The sequence below is a fragment of the Pasteurella sp. XG20 genome, from assembly GCF_018968665.1.
Classification (GTDB): domain Bacteria; phylum Pseudomonadota; class Gammaproteobacteria; order Enterobacterales; family Pasteurellaceae; genus Pasteurella; species Pasteurella multocida.
In genome coordinates, this window is record NZ_CP076656.1 from 2,163,867 (window position 1) to 2,182,635 (window position 18,769).

The 18,769-nt window shown below is 41.7% G+C and carries 18 protein-coding genes and 1 pseudogene; 11 read left to right on the plus strand and 8 right to left on the minus strand.

Translation table 11 applies throughout. The features are described 5' to 3' along the window. Positions 1–172 precede the first annotated feature (172 nt). Positions 173–2,590, plus strand: a pseudogene (locus KPF51_RS10150) (TonB-dependent receptor). A 98-nt stretch (positions 2,591–2,688) separates the two neighbouring features. On the opposite strand, the gene recQ reads toward KPF51_RS10150, so the two are convergent. The 3 genes from recQ to cyaY are packed head-to-tail and all read right to left on the minus strand — an operon-like array spanning position 2,689 to position 5,771. Then, the gene (gene recQ / locus KPF51_RS10155) at positions 2,689–4,587 is read right to left on the minus strand and encodes a DNA helicase RecQ (protein ID WP_005724086.1); all 1,899 of its coding nucleotides are present in this window, start codon (positions 4,585–4,587) and stop codon (positions 2,689–2,691) included. Continuing rightward, positions 4,577–5,449 (minus strand): phospholipase A, encoded by an 873-nt coding sequence (gene pldA / locus KPF51_RS10160; RefSeq protein WP_005724084.1) that lies wholly within the window; start codon positions 5,447–5,449, stop codon positions 4,577–4,579. The genes recQ and pldA overlap by 11 nt, the downstream gene beginning before the upstream one ends. Before the next feature lie 13 nt (positions 5,450–5,462). Next, positions 5,463–5,771, minus strand: coding sequence for an iron donor protein CyaY (gene cyaY, locus KPF51_RS10165; protein ID WP_005735315.1), 309 nt, complete (start codon positions 5,769–5,771; stop codon positions 5,463–5,465). Between the two features lie 121 nt (positions 5,772–5,892). Between cyaY and KPF51_RS10850 the strand changes: the two genes are divergently transcribed. Together KPF51_RS10850 and lysA are read left to right on the plus strand one after the other, a co-directional pair. Then, positions 5,893–6,009 carry a lipoprotein gene (locus tag KPF51_RS10850; RefSeq protein WP_005717943.1) on the plus strand — a complete coding sequence of 39 codons (117 nt, stop codon included), beginning with the start codon at positions 5,893–5,895 and terminating at the stop codon, positions 6,007–6,009. Between the two features lie 13 nt (positions 6,010–6,022). Further along, on the plus strand, positions 6,023–7,273 hold the full coding sequence (gene lysA, locus KPF51_RS10170; RefSeq protein ID WP_005757601.1) for a diaminopimelate decarboxylase: 1,251 nt from the start codon (positions 6,023–6,025) through the stop codon (positions 7,271–7,273). 122 nt (positions 7,274–7,395) lie between these two features. Here lysA and KPF51_RS10175 read toward each other — a convergent pair whose 3' ends face one another. Genes KPF51_RS10175 through KPF51_RS10185 form a run of 3 tightly spaced genes read right to left on the minus strand, consistent with a single transcriptional unit; the run spans position 7,396 to position 10,790 of the window. Next, the gene (locus KPF51_RS10175; protein ID WP_042742713.1) at positions 7,396–8,700 is read right to left on the minus strand and encodes a sodium ion-translocating decarboxylase subunit beta; all 1,305 of its coding nucleotides are present in this window, start codon (positions 8,698–8,700) and stop codon (positions 7,396–7,398) included. Positions 8,701–8,710: 10 nt separating this feature from the next. After that, positions 8,711–10,519 carry a sodium-extruding oxaloacetate decarboxylase subunit alpha gene (oadA, locus tag KPF51_RS10180; RefSeq protein ID WP_005724078.1) on the minus strand — a complete coding sequence of 603 codons (1,809 nt, stop codon included), beginning with the start codon at positions 10,517–10,519 and terminating at the stop codon, positions 8,711–8,713. 19 nt (positions 10,520–10,538) lie between these two features. Next, positions 10,539–10,790, minus strand: a complete 252-nt coding sequence (locus KPF51_RS10185; RefSeq protein WP_005724076.1) for an oxaloacetate decarboxylase subunit gamma — start codon at positions 10,788–10,790, stop codon at positions 10,539–10,541. Positions 10,791–11,192: 402 nt separating this feature from the next. On the opposite strand from KPF51_RS10185, the gene tnaC reads away from it, so the two are divergent. From tnaC to KPF51_RS10200, 3 genes are all read left to right on the plus strand, one after another. After that, entirely contained in the window at positions 11,193–11,270 is a 78-nt protein-coding gene (tnaC, locus tag KPF51_RS10895) for a tryptophanase leader peptide (protein WP_223251351.1), read from the plus strand. 94 nt (positions 11,271–11,364) lie between these two features. Then, positions 11,365–12,780: a tryptophanase gene (gene tnaA / locus KPF51_RS10195; protein WP_005754976.1), complete on the plus strand. Its 1,416-nt coding sequence runs from the start codon at positions 11,365–11,367 to the stop codon at positions 12,778–12,780. Between the two features lie 72 nt (positions 12,781–12,852). Continuing rightward, positions 12,853–14,079: an aromatic amino acid transporter gene (locus KPF51_RS10200; RefSeq protein WP_005752009.1), complete on the plus strand. Its 1,227-nt coding sequence runs from the start codon at positions 12,853–12,855 to the stop codon at positions 14,077–14,079. Between the two features lie 120 nt (positions 14,080–14,199). Here the strand turns inward: KPF51_RS10200 and dusA are convergent, their stop codons facing one another. Continuing rightward, entirely contained in the window at positions 14,200–15,183 is a 984-nt protein-coding gene (dusA, locus tag KPF51_RS10205; RefSeq protein ID WP_014668392.1) for a tRNA dihydrouridine(20/20a) synthase DusA, read from the minus strand. Then, complete coding sequence (locus KPF51_RS10210; RefSeq protein ID WP_005757596.1) at positions 15,180–16,550, minus strand: chloride channel protein; 1,371 nt, start codon at positions 16,548–16,550, stop codon at positions 15,180–15,182. The genes dusA and KPF51_RS10210 overlap by 4 nt, the downstream gene beginning before the upstream one ends. Before the next feature lie 26 nt (positions 16,551–16,576). On the opposite strand from KPF51_RS10210, the gene KPF51_RS10215 reads away from it, so the two are divergent. The 5 genes from KPF51_RS10215 to rplW all read left to right on the plus strand — a co-directional run bounded on the left by KPF51_RS10215 (position 16,577) and on the right by rplW (position 18,758). Further along, positions 16,577–16,738 (plus strand): hypothetical protein, encoded by a 162-nt coding sequence (locus tag KPF51_RS10215; protein ID WP_162879358.1) that lies wholly within the window; start codon positions 16,577–16,579, stop codon positions 16,736–16,738. 146 nt (positions 16,739–16,884) lie between these two features. After that, the gene (gene rpsJ / locus KPF51_RS10220) at positions 16,885–17,196 is read left to right on the plus strand and encodes a 30S ribosomal protein S10 (protein ID WP_001181005.1); all 312 of its coding nucleotides are present in this window, start codon (positions 16,885–16,887) and stop codon (positions 17,194–17,196) included. Positions 17,197–17,212: 16 nt separating this feature from the next. Continuing rightward, positions 17,213–17,842, plus strand: a complete 630-nt coding sequence (gene rplC / locus KPF51_RS10225; protein WP_005724032.1) for a 50S ribosomal protein L3 — start codon at positions 17,213–17,215, stop codon at positions 17,840–17,842. Positions 17,843–17,856: 14 nt separating this feature from the next. After that, complete coding sequence (gene rplD, locus KPF51_RS10230; RefSeq protein ID WP_005717930.1) at positions 17,857–18,459, plus strand: 50S ribosomal protein L4; 603 nt, start codon at positions 17,857–17,859, stop codon at positions 18,457–18,459. Then, positions 18,456–18,758, plus strand: a complete 303-nt coding sequence (gene rplW / locus KPF51_RS10235) for a 50S ribosomal protein L23 (protein WP_005724030.1) — start codon at positions 18,456–18,458, stop codon at positions 18,756–18,758. Before rplD ends, rplW begins: the two co-directional genes overlap by 4 nt. Positions 18,759–18,769: the final 11 nt, after the last annotated feature.

Sequence of the window (18,769 nt, forward strand, 5' to 3'; positions counted from 1 at the left end):
TTTTTGTGCTTTTTAGCGAATAAAAAAGCAATCTGATTATCTTCCCTTTCCTTTCTTGTTTTAGGCTTGTAATATGATGAATCTTATTTTTTATTGAAAAATAAGATTCATCGCTTTAAGTAAAGTGATTTCCTTTGTTTTATCCTGAAATCGAGAAAGGAGTTCTATTTAAATGATTTCAAGAGGTTGTAAAGTAAATAAATTTTTTGCTGTTTTGATGATGTGTTGCATTCCGCAAGTAGTTTGGGCAAATACAGAAAAGAAGCAAATTGTTTTTTTAGATGAAATTAGTGTGGAGTCGAAAGGTGCTGCTTTTCGTAGCGATCCCCTTTCCGGCTTACCAAAACAAAATGACATTTTAGTCAGTAAGCAAAAATTAAAAACAGGCTCCAGTACATTAGGTAATGCGTTAGCGGGTGAACTCAGTGTACATAGTAATCAATTTGGTGGTGGATCCAGTGCACCTGTCGTTCGAGGACAGGAAGGCATGCGTTTAAAAATCTTACAAAATGGTTCTGATGTCATTGACATGTCTCAACTTTCTCCTGACCATGCGATTGGTGTCGATACGTTATTGGCAGAGCAAGTCGAAATTGTACGAGGTGCCTCAACATTGTTATATGCCAATGCGTCACCTGCTGGTGTGATTAATGTAGTAGATAAACGCATTCCAACACAGCTTCCTCAAAAGGGCTATGAAGTGGATTTCAATACGCGTTATAACACGAATAGTCATGAAAAATTGGTAACGGCTGCACTGACTTTCGGGTTAGGTAAGCACATTGCTTTACGGGTAGAAGAACTGTTACGTGGCTCAAATAATTACCATGTGCCAGCATTTAAGCTAGACAAAACATTAAATTATGTCCCCGATACTCAAAATAAAACGAAGTCAGGTAACTATGGGGTGGCTTTTATCGGTGAGCGAGGTTATGTCGGTTTTGCCTACAATCTTCGTCGTGAGAAATATGGGTTACCGGGACATAACCATAAGCTAGATAGTTGTGCTGCGCATATTTGGGGTGGCAATGTACGTAATGACTATTATTTAGGGCTTTATCCTCATTTAATGCATGATACGGATCTAGTAAATACGCATTTCCATTGTGGATCAAATCATGACATGGATGGAAAACACAGTCATAATCATCCTTACGGTCACGATCATGACCATTCTATTGCCGGTCCATTGATTGATTCTTATGCTAAACGTTATGACATACGTACTGAAGTCAAGCAGCCGATGAAAGCGATTGAGAAAATCAAACTCAGTTATTCGGAAACCCGTTATAAACACGATGAAAAAGATGGCAATATCTCCGTGAATTTATTTAAAAATAATGGATATAACCTGCGCGTAGAGATTTTCCATACGCCCATAGCGGGGTTGAGTGGCGTTATAGGGGCGCAGTATCAAACACAAACCAGCAGTGCGAATATTCCGCGTATTGCACCATGCTCAAATAATGCAAGCGATCCTTGTCATAAGAAAAAGCAACGCGATCCGTCCAAAATCACTAAGGGTGATCGTAAGTCATGGGCATTGATTGAAAATACTCAATCACAAATGAGTTTTTTTGCTATAGAACAATTGCGTTGGCAAGATTTTTTATTTGAAATTGGTGTACGTACGGAAAAACAACGCATTGATATTGAATATGATCGCGCTTGGCTGTTTAAAGTAAAGCGAAAGCTGGAAGGCTGTGATCCTAATTCGTTCTTTTATCGCCCATCAGGATGTCGTCAAGGCAGTTATCCAGCACCTGATTTTGCCTCTTATCATGATCGCGCGACCTCTTATTCTGGTGCTATCAGTTAGAATATGACACCTGACTACACCCTTTCTTTGACTTACTCACATAACGAACGTCACCCAACACCGATGGAATTGTATTACCACGGCAAACATTTAGCGACGGTGTCATTTGAACATGGTAATCGTAATCTGAAAAAAGAAGTTTCTGATAACTGGGAAGTCGGTCTTGCGTATCTTGGTGACAAGCTAAGTTATAAAGTGAATGTATATTACAATGATTTTAAAAATCGGATTTTTAATCAAACATTGAACAAATCCGGTAATTTATCTTTGAATCGTTATAATCAATCCAAAGCGAAATATTATGGTGTGGAAGGGCGTATTGACTATGCGTTGACACCTGAACTGCACATGGGACTTTTTGGTGATTATGTGCGTGGAAAACTGTATGATTTACCGCCAACGTACCGTGTCGATCATGTGGCGAATAGCTTAGAACCCGTTCCTCAGCCTGATCAAGACGCACCACGTGTCCCGCCAATGCGTTTAGGCTTTCGTGTGAATATGGAGATGACTGAGAGTTTAACAAGTTCACTCGAATACACTTACGTTTATCAACAAAAGAAAGTAGCGCCGTTAGAAAATCAAACGGCTGCATATAGTTTATTAAATATCGGAGTGGATTATTCACGCCAAATAGCTGGGGTAAATTATCAATTATTTGTTCAAGCAAATAATGTGTTAAACCGTAAAGTTTATTCTCATACTTCTTTTTTACCCTTTGTACCGCAGATGGGGCGTAATGTGACTTTAGGATTAAACATCCATTTCTAAATCAGCAGTTTGGTTTGCTAAAAAAGCACAGTATGCCAGTCCAGCTACTGTGCTTTTTCATATTTAACTCGGGAAATGCTTACCTCAATGCAAACATATCATGACTCTAAAGAGAGTGGCGGCTCATGTTGTGTGAGTACTTTTTTATGTTGTTGAATAATCTGCATAAAGGGTTGCGCAAAGCGTTCAAACTTAGTCGCCCCTACCCCATTGATTGCTAACATTTCCGCTTTGGTGGTGGGTTGATATTGTGCCATTTCTTGTAAGGTCGCATCATTAAATACAATATAAGCAGGGATATTTTCCTTGTCTGCGATTTGTTTACGTAAGAAGCGGAGTCGAGCAAATAAGTCTTTGTCATATTGTGCCATGGCGTAGCGTTGAGGCGCTACCACGGAGGTAAGTGATGAAATACGTGGCATCGCAAGGGATAAAGGTTGCTCACCGCGTAAAATCGGTTTGGCATTTTCGGTTAATTGCAACGTGGCATTAAAATGGTCAAACACTTGTTTGATAAAACCTAAATGAATGAGTTGACGGATAACAGATTGCCAATGTTCTTTGCTTTTGTCTTTACCAATGCCATAAACGCTTAATTGCTCGTGTTGATTGTCTTTGATTTTTTGACTACTTAAACCTCGTAGGACGGCAATCACATAATGCACACCAAAACGCTGACCAATGCGGTAAATGGTTGACATGACTTTTTGTGCATCAATTAAGCCATCATATTGTTTAGGTGGATCAAGGCAAATATCACAGTTCTGACAAGGTTTTTGTTGGTGTTCACCAAAATAATTGAGTAAGACTAAACGTCGGCAGGTTTGACTTTCGGCAAATTCGCCAATCGCTTGTAATTTCAATGCTTCGATTTGGCGCTGCGGTGATTCGGGTTTCTCTAATAGGATTTTATGTAGCCAAGCGTAATCTGCAGGTTCATAAAATAAAACCGCTTCCGCAGGCAAATCATCACGTCCCGCTCGTCCTGTTTCTTGATAGTAAGACTCAATACTGCGTGGCAAATCAAAATGCACGACAAAGCGCACATTGGATTTATTAATCCCCATACCAAATGCAATAGTCGCAACCACAACTTGGACATTATCGCGTTGAAAGGCGCGTTGAACTTGCTCACGTTGTGCAGTTTCTAGCCCTGCATGGTAGGCTTGTGCGGACACCCCTTTATTGCGCAAACTTTCTGCAATACGTTCTACTTTGCTACGGCTATTACAGTAGATAATGCCACTTTTGCCTTTTTGCCCCAAAACAAAACGACAAAGTTGCTCCATGGGTTTAAATTTTTCCACTAAAGTATAGCGGATATTCGGGCGATCAAAACTGCCAATATACACATGCGGGGATTGTAAGTTTAAGTGGCGTAAAATATCTTGTCGTGTGGCATGATCGGCAGTCGCCGTGAGCGCCATTATGGGGGCGTGTGGAAAACAGCTTTTTAAGCCACCAAGTTGGGTATATTCTGGACGGAAATCATGCCCCCATTGTGAAATACAATGAGCCTCATCAATGGCCACAAAACTCACTTTGCAGTGTGAGATCAAATGGAAAAAGCTGGTTGTCATCACTTTTTCTGGCGACACATAAAGTAATTTTAAGGTGCCAGACATCAGTTTATTTTGTACTTGTTGTTGCTCAGTAAAGGTTTGGCTAGAGTTGAGATAATCGGCTTCAATTCCATTCGCAAGCAGCTGGTCCACTTGATCTTTCATTAACGAGATCAGTGGTGATATGACCAAGGTAAGCCCCTCAAAACAGAGGGCTGGAATTTGGTAGCATAAAGATTTGCCATTCCCCGTCGCCATAATCACTAGGCTATCTTTGCCCATTAACGTCGCATCAATGACTTCCTCTTGCCCTTTACGGAAACTTTGGTAACCGAAAACAGCATGCAACACGTCAAGTGCGGTCTGTTTTAACGGAATTTCGTGAAAATCCACCGCACTTTTATTGTCTTTTGAGAGGAGAGAACTAGAAAACATTGTTCAAGGAAATGCCGATACCAATACGTTGGATACGTTGTTGATAATCAATTAAGGATTCACCATAGCCATTATAGTATTGAGTGTAGAAACGAATGTTTTTTGTGATTGGGTAACTATAACTTGCCTCTAATCCCCCTTTGTTTGAGATCGGATTATAGTGACCTGAAAGTTTAAATTGATGATCGCGATAGTAGTACCCCAACGCTATATCAAAATGACCGCGGTATTTAGTGATGTCTGGGTTATCATCATTTTTGGCTTTCTCAGGAATACGCCACCAAGGTTTGATTTCAACTGTCCAATTCTGTTTTATGGCAGAGGCACGCACATAGAGGCGATTCCAACTGCGAGAGAGTTTTTCCGCATCATCGCGCCCATTGGATTGATGATTTATCCCGGTTTCCACATCCTGTAATGTCCAGCCAAAAGGTAAGGAATATTGCGTTTTCCAAGCCAAAAATAGCTGAGGTTCGTAATTGGTTTCGCGGAAAGGAGAAGAATCATCAACATTACTTAGCTGAAACCAGGACTTTTGTGTATAAGAGGCGGCTAATACGGAATTATTGCCCAAAATACCCCGCCAAAGGGGAAGTGCTAAGCTAATTTTGAACTTAATCTCATCTTTTTGCGTTTTTTCGCGTTTAAGAAAATGCCTGTTTGAATAGGTCCCCATCAGATAGTTTTCTTCGTAGCCAAGTAAGCCGATGAAGGCATCAGATTTGGTTAATAAGACTTCTGCTTTACTTTTATAGGGACGCGCGTCACTTTCATTTGCCTGTGTACCATGGCTAACAAAGACGCCTAACACTGCTAAGATAAGGCATTTTTTGTACAGGTTAATTCCTTTTGCTTTGTACATTCTGATTACTTCCTTAACTAAAGTGAACAATTTCACCATGAGCGGCACAAGCTTCTTCTAAACACGCCCAAAAGTCTTTTCCATCATTGCTTGTCCAATTGTTATTTTGATAACGAAAATGGAAACCACCCACACGGCTTGCTAACCATAATTCTAATAAAGGTTCTTGTTTGTTGATCACCACTTGGCTACGATCTTGAAAGGTAATGCTGAATACCGAACCTTGTGTATCACAATCCACATCACAGTCTTGTGCTTCTAATTGTTCTTCGATTTTTGCCCATACCTGTTCAATATTTTGATGAAATTCTGTTACGTTCATAAAGGCCTCTTTATCGTCATCCTAAAATAAGGATTATAAAGATTTTCGCATTATTGTGATAGCACAAAGGCGGATTTAATGGTAAAAAGTGTTATCGAATTGAATGAGTAAGGATGATGGTATGAAAAAATGGGTTTCAATTTTCTTATTAGGGATGGTTTGTGCCTTAAGTGTGGCTTGTGGTGTGAAAGGTCCTTTGTATTTCCCTGAAAATGAGACAGTACAAAAAACACAATAATAGCAGGTAAGAAATGGATTATTTTCAATATCAACAAGCACAACTGATGGCAGAACAAGTGCCGGTAAAACACATTGCACAGCAATATGGTACCCCTTTGTATATTTATTCTCGTGCCACGTTAGAACGTCATTGGCATGCCTTTAATAACGCACTTGGCGATCATCCGCATTTGATTTGCTTTGCGGTGAAATCCAATCCTAACATCGCGATTTTGAATATTATGGCGCGGTTAGGTTCAGGTTTTGATATTGTGTCCCAAGGGGAATTGGAACGTGTCCTAGCGGCGGGTGGCGAGCCGAGTAAAATAGTGTTTTCTGGTGTGGCGAAAACAGAAACAGAAATTGCCCGAGCGTTAGAGGTGGGCATACGCTGTTTTAATGTGGAATCGGTTGCTGAGTTGTATCGCATTAATCAGGTAGCGGGTGAAATGGGGAAAACTGCGCCTATTTCATTGCGCGTTAATCCTGATGTGGATGCGCGCACGCATCCTTATATTTCAACTGGTTTAAAAGAAAATAAATTTGGTATTAGTGTGGCGGAAGCCCGTAACGTTTATCAATTAGCAAATCAATTACCTCATATTCAAATCACAGGTATGGATTGCCATATTGGGTCACAATTAACTGAATTACAACCTTTCTTAGATGCCACAGATCGTCTAATTGTGTTAATGGAACAGTTGAAACAAGATGGTATTCAGCTTAAACATTTAGATTTAGGCGGTGGTTTGGGTGTACCTTATACTAATGAAAACCCACCACATCCGAGTGAATATGCCAGTGCATTGTTAGATAAATTAAAGGCCTATCATGAACTTGAGATTATTCTTGAGCCGGGTCGTGCAATCACCGCGAATGCAGGGATTTTGGTCACTAAAGTGGAATATCTCAAACATAATGAAGATCGCCATTTTGCGATTGTTGACGCGGGGATGAATGATATGATTCGCCCAGCATTGTATCAGGCGTATATGAATATTATTGAAGTTGATCGCACGTTAACACGTGATAAAGCGGTTTATGACGTTGTAGGACCAATTTGTGAAACCTCGGATTTTCTCGGCAAACAACGGGAATTGGCGATTGCGGCTGGTGATTATTTGGCACAACGTTCCGCAGGGGCTTATGGCGCCAGTATGTCCTCCAACTATAATTCACGTTCGCGTACCGCGGAAGTGATGGTGGATGGAGATCAAGTGCATTTAATCCGCCGCCGTGAAACACTGGAAGAACTGTGGGCATTGGAACGACTCTTGCCATAAATACCATCACCTATCGCTGAGATGTAACATGAAAAGAAAAATCCTCGTTAGTATTATATCTAACGAGGATTTTTTATCGGAAAAGTGTGTTTTTATACCGCACTTTATCGGCATTTAGCCATTTACATGAGCGCAGAGACGTATTTCAACATCACACCTGCGGCAATGGCAGAACCAATCACACCTGCCACGTTAGGTCCCATTGCATGCATCAATAAGAAATTTTGGTGATCTTCTTCTAATCCGACTTTATTGGCAACACGTGCAGCCATAGGCACAGCCGATACCCCTGCAGCACCAATCAGTGGGTTAATTGGGTGTTTACAAATTTTATTCATAAATTTCGCCATGATGACCCCACTGGCAGTACCAATACAGAAGGCGACCACACCAAGCAATAAAATCCCTAAGGTTTGCGGTTGCAAGAATTTATCCGCGACCAATTTAGATCCCACTGCTAAACCTAAGAAAATGGTCACAATATTGATCAAAGCATTTTGTGCTGTATCATTGAGGCGTTCTACTACACCACTGGTACGCAGTAAGTTACCAAAACAGAACATCCCTAATAAAGGTGCGGCATCTGGTAAAAGCAAGGCGACTAAAGTGACTAACACGATAGGGAATAAAATTTTCTCACGATTACTGACATTGCGCAGTTGAACCATTTTAATTTTTCGTTCTGCTTGGGTGGTGAGAGCGCGCATAATTGGTGGCTGAATTAAAGGCACGAGCGCCATGTAAGAATATGCCGCAACAGCAATCGCACCCAATAACTCTGGCGCTAATTTACTGGAGAGATAAATCGCTGTTGGACCATCGGCGCCACCAATAATACCGATAGCAGCCGCTTGTGGCAGGGTAAAACTAATAATGCCTGTCCAGTTGAGGAGTAAGGCGCCAATAATCGTCGCAAAAATACCAAATTGTGCAGCAGCTCCCAACAACAAGGTTCGTGGATTCGCCAGCAATGGACCAAAGTCGGTCATGGCTCCTACGCCCATAAAGATGATAAGTGGTGCAACGCCGTAGCCAATGGCTACTTTATAAAACAGTGCCAAGACTCCCGCATTGTAGCCCATATCCCCCGCCATCACCTCAAGCTGATTTTGTACAGAAGGGACGGCATTAGCTAAAGCCTCTTTAATTGCAATAGGATCCGCGACTGTATTGAGCTTCGCGGCGATGATCGCAATTTGTTCAGCACTGCCTTGATGTAGTAGGCTTTCTAAGGCACTCATCGCTAGCCCTGCTTCTGGAATGTTGGATAATAATCCACCAAATCCAATGGGGAGAAGGAGCAAAGGCTCAAATTTTCTGGCGATGGCAAGCCACAAGAGGACAAGGCTTATTAGCATCATGAGAGCTTGACCCAACTCCAGATGCATGATGCCCATTCCTCTTAATAATGACAAAATACTTTCCATATTGACCTCGTTAGCTTAATGTCATTAAGGTATCGCCAACGGCAACAGTATCGCCGGCTTTTACATGAATACTTTGTACGGTACCTGCTTGGCTTGCACGAATTTCAGTTTCCATTTTCATGGCTTCTAAAATGAGTAACACATCCCCTTCTGCCACTTTTTGCCCTTCTTTTGCTACCACTTTCCAGATATTGCCAGACATTGGGGCGCTGACAGGTGTACCACTCGTAGATGCCGGGGCAGGTTGTGGCGCTGTTTGTGCAGTTGGTTGTGCTGCAGGGGCAATCTCACCGACTTCTCCCCCGTCTGTGACTTTCACTACAAAGGATTTGCCCTCTAATTCCACGGTGTAAACGGCAGGTCCTGAAACTGGTGTTTTCGCCACAGGTGCAGCTGGTTTTTCTGCCGGTTTTGCGGTTTCTAAGGTTGGTGCAGGTTCAAAGGCATCTGGGTTGCCACGATTTTCCAAGAATTTCCAACCGATTTGTGGGAATAACGCCACAATCAATACATCATCAATTTCATTTTCAGCCAGTTTAATGCCTTTTTCTTTGGCTTGTTGTTTGATTTCTGTGGCTAATTTTTCCATTTCTGGTGCAATATGATCGGCTGGACGATCAGTGATAGGTTGCCCACCGTCTAACACTTTGGCTTGTAATTCAGCATTGACCGGGGCAGGTGTACGACCGTACTCACCTTTCAAAATACCCGCTGTTTCTTTAGCAATGGTTTTATAACGCTCACCCATTAACACGTTAATCACGGCCTGTGTACCGACAATTTGTGAGGTAGGGGTAACTAATGGAATAAAGCCTAAATCTTCACGTACACGTGGAATTTCTTTCAATACCTCATCTAATTTATCCGACGCATTTTGTTGTTTGAGCTGGCTTTCAAGGTTCGTCAACATCCCACCTGGTACTTGTGCAACTAAGATACGGCTATCTGAACCACGTAATTGACCTTCAAATTTAGCGTATTTTTTACGTACTTCGCGGAAGTAGGCAGCAATATGTTCTAATTTATGGATATCTAAGCCGGTGTCATATTGTGTACCTTGTAAAGTCGCGACTAAGGCTTCAGTTGACGGGTGACCATAAGTGCCACTCATAGAGGAAATGGAGGTGTCAATGCCATCAATACCCGCTTCTACGGCTTTTAATAGCGCCATTTCTGCCATTCCCGTCGTGGCGTGGCAATGTAAATGGAGTTGAACATCGTAGCGTTTTTTAATTTCACTGACTAATTTGTAGGCTTCTACTGGGGTTAGAATCCCGGACATATCTTTAATCACCACGGAATCGACACCGATTTCTAATAATTGCTCAGTAATCTCCAACCAGGTTTCTAAGTTATGTACTGGGCTAGTGGTATAACTTAATGTCCCTTGGGCATGTCCACCGTTACGTTTTACGGCTTGCAAGGCTTGTTTCATATTACGCGGGTCGTTCATGGCATCGAAGACACGGAAAACGGACATCCCATTTTTCACGGAGCGTTCTACAAAGCGATCCACGACGTCATCCGCATAATGACGATAACCTAATAGGTTTTGACCGCGCAACAGCATTTGTAACGGCGTATTTGGCATGGCTTGTTTTAATTCACGTAAACGTACCCAAGGATCTTCCCCTAAAAAACGAATACACGCATCAAAAGTCGCGCCCCCCCAGGCTTCAAGCGACCAATAGCCAATTTGATCTAACTCATGTGCAATAGGCAACATGTCATCAAGGCGCATACGCGTGGCAAAGAGAGATTGATGAGCGTCACGTAACACAACATCAGTAATGGCAATTTTTTTGTTTTGAGTAGTCATTTCTAATTTCCTTTGTGAGTTATTTTAGCCCTTGTTGGCGGCAATGATGTGTAATCGCGGCAACGATAACGGGACGTAAACGTTCTAAGTCATGATTTTCAGTTTGAATCGGTTTGGTAGAAGGTGCTTTGACTGGTTCTGGAAAGTAAGTATTGACCAGCTTAGACATAAATTCGATAGCGTAGATAAGAATAAACAAAAATAGCATCACAAATCCAACGCCAGCAAACATTAAGTTGATGCCTTCCTGCAGAAGTTCTGCATTTGTCATTTTTAGCTCCTTTTTTTGCATAATAATGTGGGATATTACTTCTTTTCGGCTATAAAAAATTTGATATGAGTCACAAAAAAGAAGTGCGGTCGATTTAATCAACGTTTTCTTGGTCTAGGTCAAAATTTCTACTTCATTTGCCTAAAAGTAAGTCAGTATAACATTTAAGTATAACTCACCTGATTATTTATATCATTTTGAAATAAAAAGCATTTTCTCTTTATATACTATTTTAATATTAGAGTGAAATTTTTCTTTCTTTGGCGCTTATTTTTGTGATTCCACTCACAACTCTGGCATTTTCGAGGTGACAAATTCTGTACAGATGGTTACTTTATGTTCGAGAGCAATTCTCAAGCATAAGTTATTATCTCTTCTTACTTTAAAAAGGATAATTCTATGATGTCGATTTTATCTCCTAATCAAGTTTGGATTATTGTTGATCCAAAACTGTCATTCTTTTTTCCCATAATACGCTAATCCTTTACGTTTCAAACTCGAGATATTTTTTTATTTGGAATAAATCCTGATTTATTTCTTCCTCATCTTTTAGCTTACTTTTAAGGATTTTATTATGGAAAACTTCAAACATTTACCAGAGCCGTTTCGTATTCGTGTAATTGAGCCAGTGAGAAGAACCACACGTTCGTACCGTGAAGAAGCCATTTTAAAGGCGGGAATGAACCCATTTTTACTAGACAGTGAAGATGTGTTTATCGATCTCTTAACTGACAGTGGAACAGGTGCAGTAACACAGGAAATGCAAGCGGCGATGTTACGTGGCGATGAAGCATACAGTGGTAGTCGTAGCTATCATGCGTTAGCGAATGCGGTGAAAGAGATTTTTGGTTATGAATATACAATTCCAACTCACCAAGGTCGTGGTGCAGAACAAATTTATATTCCCGTATTAATTAAAAAGCGCGAGCAAGAAAAAGGCTTAGATCGTAGCAAAATGGTGGTGTTCTCTAACTATTTCTTCGATACCACACAAGGTCATAGCCAAATTAATGGTGCGACAGTGCGCAACGTTTATACAAAAGAAGCGTTTGATACCAGTGTTAACGCCGATTTCAAAGGGGATTTTGATCTTGAAAAATTAGAACAAGGGATTCAAGAAGTCGGTGCTGAAAACGTCCCATATATTGTTTGTACCATTACGTGTAACTCTGCGGGTGGTCAGCCTGTATCATTAGCCAATATGCGAGCGATGTATGAGATTGCGAAAAAATATGATATTCCAGTCGTTATGGATTCTGCCCGTTTTGCAGAAAATGCCTATTTCATCCAACAACGTGAACCTGGCTATAAAGAGTGGACGATCGAACAAATCACTTATGAAAGCTATAAATATGCTGATGCTTTAGCGATGTCTGCGAAAAAAGATGCGATGGTGCCAATGGGTGGCTTACTCTGCTTTAAAGATAAATCCATGGAAGACGTGTATAACGAGTGTCGTACACTTTGTGTCGTACAAGAAGGCTTCCCGACCTATGGCGGTTTAGAAGGGGGCGCAATGGAGCGTTTAGCAGTGGGGCTACGTGATGGTATGCGTCAAGATTGGTTAGCGTATCGTATTAATCAAATTGAGTATTTGGTGAATGGTTTAGAAGCGATTGGCGTCGTATGTCAACAACCTGGTGGTCACGCGGCATTCGTTGACGCAGGAAAATTGTTGCCACATATTCCAGCCGATCAATTCCCTGCGCAAGCCCTTGCTTGTGAACTTTATAAAGTGGCGGGAATTCGTGCAGTGGAAATCGGTTCGTTCTTATTAGGTCGTGATCCAAAAACCGGTAAACAATTGCCTTGTCCTGCGGAGTTATTACGTTTAACGATTCCTCGTGCAACTTATACTCAAACGCACATGGACTTCATTATTGAAGCATTTAAGCAAGTCAAAGAAAATGCAGAAAATATTAAAGGGTTAACCTTTACTTATGAGCCAAAAGTTTTACGTCACTTCACGGCACGCTTAAAAGAAGTATAACAAGCTTAATGCAGTTTCTGAGCGATCAGGAACTGCATTTTTTATTGATTTTATTTTGAAAGGAAATGCATTATGAAAAAGACGCCTTCAATTTTCGGTGGTGCCTGTATTATTGCCAGTGTGTGTGTCGGCGCGGGTATGTTAGGGTTACCAAGCTCGGGTGCCGGTGCTTGGACAATTTGGTCTATTTTGACGATCTGTTTTACGATGTTTACCATGACAATTTCAGGTTGGTTATTATTAGAAGCTTACAAGCATTATGATCTGCGTGCTTCGTTTAATACCGTGACCAAAAGCATGCTCGGGAATTCCGTCAATACGATCAATAATCTTGCAGTTTATTTTGTCGGGGGGATTTTATTGTATGCTTATACTACCGCGTCTGGGGGTATCTTAAGCGGACTTGCGGCACCGTATTTTGCCTTAGATTCACGGATTTGGTCAGTGATTTTTGTCTTTGTTTTTTCCTTCTTTGTTTGGCATTCAACGCGTATTGTTGACCGTGTTTCCGTTTTACTGATCATCTTTATGGCGCTTTCATTCCTTTTTAGTGTCTTTGGTTTAACTGTAAATATTGATTTAAGCACTTTATTTGATACGAAAGGTACAGAATCACATTATGCGATGTATGCAATGGGATTATTACCCGTGGCATTAACTTCCTTTGGCTATCATCATTCAGTTGCAACAATGCGAGCTTACTATGGTGATGAGCGTAAAGCGAAATATGCGATCCTTGGCGGTACCGGTATTGCGTTAACTCTTTATCTATTATGGGTAGTATCGATTTTTGGGAACTTACCACGCGATCAATTCGCGCCAGTGTTAGCCAGTGACGGAAATTTAGATGTATTACTTGGCGCTTTGGGTAATGTGATTGAGTCTGCTTCAGTCAAACAAGCGATTAATGCGTTTTCAATTGCGGCGATTTTATCTTCATTTATTGGTGTGGGATTAGGGGTGTTTGATTTCTTAGCAGATTTCTTTAAATTTGATAACAGCAAAGAAGGACGTGCGAAGTCTTGGGCAGTAACCTTCTTACCACCACTAATTCTTTCTGTCGCCTACCCACTCGGTTTCTTAAAAGCGATTGGTTATGCTGGCGCGGTAGCCACTATTTGGACTTGTATTATCCCTGCCTTATTAGCAAGAAAATCACGTAGCTTACCAAATGGACAAACGGGCTTTATGGTCGGTGGCGGCAATATTACGATTGTTGTGGTCATGGTATTTGGTATTGTGACTGCATTATTCCACTTCCTTGCCATGTTTGGCATGTTACCTGCATTTAAAGGGTAATTTGATAAAGATACTAAAAGGGGCGAGTAACGCCCCTTTTTGTTGATAAAGTGCGGTGTATTTTCAAAACATTTCAAAAAATGACCGCACTTTTGTCTATTTTATGCTTGTTTTTTAGTGTTAACTTGCTACAAAACTTAACGCTTTTTCGACCACTTCCAAGCCAGCTCCGGCTTTGTGCGCATTTTCGCTTAAATAACGGCGCCATTGGCGTGCCCCTTTACAGCTTTGGAATGCACCAAGCATATGGCGAACCACATGATTTAAATACACGCCTTGGCTCAGTTGTTGTTCGATATAAGGAAACATTTTTTCTACGGCTTCTCTTGGGGTAACCACAGGACAGGTTGGATCAAATAAGGCTTGATCAATATAGCCCAATAAGCTCGGATTTTGATAGGCTTCACGCCCCACCATGACGCCGTCCATATACTGCAAATGTTGTTGCATCTCTTCAAGGGTTTTAATGCCACCATTAATGCTCATGTGTAAATGCGGAAAATCCCGTTTGAGTTGATACACGCGTTCATAATCTAAGGGGGGAATTTCGCGGTTTTCTTTCGGGCTTAAGCCAGAAAGCCACGCTTTGCGGGCGTGAATGATAAATTCTTGGCAACCAGCTTCATGTACTTTCTGCACAAACTCACACAGGAATTCATAGCTGTCGAGATCATCAATACCAATGCGAGTTTTTACCGTGACGGGAATGCTGACTTCCGTTTGCATCGCACTGACACAGTCGGCGACTAAATCGGCTTTTGCCATTAAACAGGCACCGAACATGCCATTTTGCACCCGATCAGAAGGGCAACCAACATTGAGATTGATTTCTGTATAGCCTCGCTGTTGTGCGATTTTTGCACATTGGGCGAGTTGGGCAGGATCGCTTCCGCCTAATTGTAATGCTACGGGGTTTTCTGCTGGCGAAAATTCAAGATGGTCATACTTAGCATGAATAATCGCCCCTGTTGTCACCATTTCGGTATAGAGCAAGGCGTGTTGGCTAAATTGACGATGGAAATAGCGACAATGGCGAGTGGTCCAATCGAGCATTGGGGCAACGGAAAAGCGCCCACGGTAAAAGTGCGGTTGGTTTTGGATCATTTTTCTTGTTCTCTTGTGTCTTCTTGAATGCGTTGGCGAAAACGTCCAGCCGCAAAATGATAAAAGGGTTTTGGGTGAAATTGGCGTGAAATAATGGACGAAACCAAGCAACAAATCAATAACCAAAATAAGACAGGCTGACATCCCGTCATTTCCATCACGACTACGCTTGCTGTCACAGGCGATTGGGTCGCTCCGGCTAAAAAGCCCGCCATGCAGAGTAAAACCAGTAAGCGTTGATCAACGATACCGCCAGTCATTGCCCAAATTTGTGCACCAATCCCAGCGCCGGTAGTTAATGCTGGTGTAAAGATACCGCCAGCGATGCCCGTCCAATAAGTAGCGACAGTGGAGAGAAGTTTTAATAAACCAAATTCACTGCTTAAAGGTTGTCCATCTAACGCGTCTGCCACCACATAATAACCGGTACCATAGGTTTTGCCTTGGGTATAAGTCCCTAAGGCCGCGAGGAACAGCCCTAAAATGAATGCCACATAAATCGGATGACGGCGAATCCAACCGCGTATTTTGGACGGAGAAAGCCCCGCTAATCCTTTGACTAATAAACGCGCAAAGATCCCGCCAAAGAAACCACATACAACGCCACATAAACTGACCCATAAAAACAGATAAGGTACAGAGGTTTCACCATGGTATTGTGGAAAGTAAGGGTTGTTACCTTCAATCGCCACTAAAATAAAGCCGGCGGCTAACACACCCAATAAGACACGTCGTTCCCAGCGTAATAGCACGCCACGACCAAGTTCTTCGATGGCAAAGATCACGCCAGCCAAAGGCGCATTGAATGCTGCGGCTAGTCCGCCAGCGGCACCAGTCGCCATTAATTCATTAGCGCTGAGTCCGTTAAAGGCAATGCCTTTTTTGCGACAAAGATTACCCCAAGCGAGCATCACGGCGGCACCAACTTGCACGGAAGGACCTTCACGCCCTACGGATGCCCCAATCAGCATGGCAAGAAACGTGAGCGGAATTTTCCACAGAGTCTGCCAAAAGGCGACCAGACGACTCTTATTATTCCCATGTGGTAAACTTATCGCCGCGATAACTTGTGGAATGCCACTGCCTGCCACATAAGGGGTGTATTTTGCGGTAAACCACGCCAATAAAGCTAAGCCGCCCGGTAACACAAGCCAAACAGCAAGGGGATATTGTGCACTCCAGTGCGCATTCCACTCGAGACCGAGATCTGCCAATTTGGCAAAACCAAGAGAAAAAAGGGCGACGAGCGCTGCACCAATCAGGAGTGCGCTAAATTCTAAACTTTTACGAGAAATACGGTGTGTTTGGCGTAATTTTTTATGTAAAACATACCGCACTTTGCTATTCAATTGCGTTGGAAAAAACATAGATGCTTGATTGAGTCAGGAAGAGAGTGGCAAATTATAACGTAAAATCCTGTTTAGCTAAATATTCAGTAGACAATCAAGCGGATTTCTTTGATTTAGTGATCAAAAAAGACTTGCAAAGTGCGGTGCTTTTCAGTAAAATTCGCAAGCTTTCTCACAGAGAGCCGTTTAATGTAATCATTTATTAAACGAGTATTACAATAGGTAATACGTAAAATGTTTCCGATTGGGAAACTATAAACAGGTCAACTTGCACCCCTTTTCGTTTTTAGAAGTAAGAAAAGTGTTGGTGTTAGTTTTTTATTAGCTAAATTTTGATTGGAGCTCTGGTCTAATGCAGAACCAAAGAATCCGTATCCGCTTAAAAGCATTTGATCATCGTTTGATTGATCAATCTACTGCGGAGATCGTAGAAACAGCTAAACGTACTGGTGCACAAGTTCGTGGTCCAATTCCGTTACCAACTCGTAAAGAGCGTTTCACTGTGTTGATTTCTCCACACGTGAACAAAGACGCGCGTGATCAATACGAAATCCGTACTCACAAACGTTTGGTTGATATTGTTGAGCCAACAGAAAAAACTGTTGATGCATTAATGCGTTTAGATCTAGCTGCCGGCGTTGACGTGCAGATTAGCCTAGGTTAATTAAGAGGTTATTACAATGATTGGTTTAGTCGGTCGCAAAGTTGGTATGACTCGTATCTTCAATGAAGATGGCGTTTCAATTCCAGTTACCGTTATCGAAATCGAAGCCAACCGTGTTACTCAAGTTAAAACTGTAGAAACAGATGGCTATTCTGCAATTCAAGTTACTACTGGCTCTAAAAAAGCAAGTCGTGTAACTAAGCCAGAAGCGGGTCATTTCGTGAAAGCAGGTGTTGAAGCTGGTCGCGGTTTATGGGAATTTCGTACTACTGAAGGTGAAGAATTCACTTTAGGTCAAGAAATTAATGTTGACATCTTCGCTGATGTTAAAAAAGTTGATGTTACTGGTACATCTAAAGGTAAAGGTTTTGCTGGCGGTGTTAAACGCTGGAACTTCCGTACTCAAGATGCTACTCACGGTAACTCTTTATCACATCGTGTACTTGGTTCGATTGGTCAAAACCAAACGCCAGGTCGTGTGTTTAAAGGTAAAAAAATGGCAGGACACTTAGGTAATGAGCGTGTAACCGTTCAATCACTTGAAGTTGTTCGTGTTGATGCTGAGCGTAAATTACTATTAGTGAAAGGTGCTGTTCCAGGCGCAACTAATGGTGATGTTATCGTTAAACCAGCAGTTAAAGCATAAGTCAGGAGATAGAGATGGAATTACAAGTTGTAGGTGCAAACGCACTAACTGTTTCTGAAACTACCTTCGGACGTGAGTTCAACGAAGCATTGATTCACCAAGTTGTTGTTGCTTATGCAGCAGGTGCTCGTCAAGGTTCTCGTGCGCAAAAAACTCGTGCTGAAGTGTCTGGTTCAGGTAAAAAACCTTGGCGTCAAAAAGGTACTGGTCGTGCTCGTTCAGGTGATATCAAATCACCAATCTGGCGTTCAGGTGGTGTTACTTTCGCAGCGAAACCACAAGATCACAGCCAAAAAGTGAACAAGAAAATGTACCGTGGTGCAATCAAAAGCATTCTTTCTGAACTTGTTCGTCAAGACCGTTTAATCGTGGTTGAGAAGTTCGAAGTTGAAGCGCCAAAAACGAAAGTTTTAGTACAAAAATTAAAAGAATTAGCACTCGAAGATGTGTTAATTATCACAGCAAGCTTAGATGAAAATCTATTCTTAGCCGCACGTAACCTTTACAAAGTAGATGTACGTGATGTGCAAGGTATCGATCCAGTCAGCCTAATCGCATTTGATAAAGTTGTTGTCACTGTTGATGCTGTGAAACAAATTGAGGAGATGTTAGCATGATTCAACAAGAACGTTTGCTAAAAGTGTTAAAAGCACCACATGTCTCTGAAAAAGCAACAAATAACGCTGAGAAGTCTAACACAATCGTTTTCAAAGTGGCTTTAGATGCAAATAAAGTTGAAATTGCTAACGCTGTTGAGCAATTATTTGAAGTGAAAGTGGATTCTGTTCGCACTGTTGTGGTGAAAGGTAAAACTAAACGCCACGGTGCAAGAATGGGACGTCGCAGTGACTGGAAAAAAGCTTATGTAACTCTTCAAGAAGGTCAATCACTTGACTTCGTTGAAGGTGCAGAGTAATTCGGAGGAGT

What these genes read in the sequence shown, in the direction of transcription:
- recQ (WP_005724086.1), bottom strand. Translation starts at nt 4,587, where the DNA reads ATGTTTTCTAGTTCTCTCCTCTCAAAAGACAATAAAAGTGCGGTGGAT.
- pldA (WP_005724084.1), bottom strand. Translation starts at nt 5,449, where the DNA reads ATGTACAAAGCAAAAGGAATTAACCTGTACAAAAAATGCCTTATCTTA.
- cyaY (WP_005735315.1), bottom strand. Translation starts at nt 5,771, where the DNA reads ATGAACGTAACAGAATTTCATCAAAATATTGAACAGGTATGGGCAAAA.
- KPF51_RS10850 (WP_005717943.1), top strand. Translation starts at nt 5,893, where the DNA reads ATGAAAAAATGGGTTTCAATTTTCTTATTAGGGATGGTTTGTGCCTTA.
- lysA (WP_005757601.1), top strand. Translation starts at nt 6,023, where the DNA reads ATGGATTATTTTCAATATCAACAAGCACAACTGATGGCAGAACAAGTG.
- KPF51_RS10175 (WP_042742713.1), bottom strand. Translation starts at nt 8,700, where the DNA reads ATGGAAAGTATTTTGTCATTATTAAGAGGAATGGGCATCATGCATCTG.
- oadA (WP_005724078.1), bottom strand. Translation starts at nt 10,519, where the DNA reads ATGACTACTCAAAACAAAAAAATTGCCATTACTGATGTTGTGTTACGT.
- KPF51_RS10185 (WP_005724076.1), bottom strand. Translation starts at nt 10,790, where the DNA reads ATGACAAATGCAGAACTTCTGCAGGAAGGCATCAACTTAATGTTTGCT.
- tnaC (WP_223251351.1), top strand. Translation starts at nt 11,193, where the DNA reads ATGTCGATTTTATCTCCTAATCAAGTTTGGATTATTGTTGATCCAAAA.
- tnaA (WP_005754976.1), top strand. Translation starts at nt 11,365, where the DNA reads ATGGAAAACTTCAAACATTTACCAGAGCCGTTTCGTATTCGTGTAATT.
- KPF51_RS10200 (WP_005752009.1), top strand. Translation starts at nt 12,853, where the DNA reads ATGAAAAAGACGCCTTCAATTTTCGGTGGTGCCTGTATTATTGCCAGT.
- dusA (WP_014668392.1), bottom strand. Translation starts at nt 15,183, where the DNA reads ATGATCCAAAACCAACCGCACTTTTACCGTGGGCGCTTTTCCGTTGCC.
- KPF51_RS10210 (WP_005757596.1), bottom strand. Translation starts at nt 16,550, where the DNA reads ATGTTTTTTCCAACGCAATTGAATAGCAAAGTGCGGTATGTTTTACAT.
- rpsJ (WP_001181005.1), top strand. Translation starts at nt 16,885, where the DNA reads ATGCAGAACCAAAGAATCCGTATCCGCTTAAAAGCATTTGATCATCGT.
- rplC (WP_005724032.1), top strand. Translation starts at nt 17,213, where the DNA reads ATGATTGGTTTAGTCGGTCGCAAAGTTGGTATGACTCGTATCTTCAAT.
- rplD (WP_005717930.1), top strand. Translation starts at nt 17,857, where the DNA reads ATGGAATTACAAGTTGTAGGTGCAAACGCACTAACTGTTTCTGAAACT.
- rplW (WP_005724030.1), top strand. Translation starts at nt 18,456, where the DNA reads ATGATTCAACAAGAACGTTTGCTAAAAGTGTTAAAAGCACCACATGTC.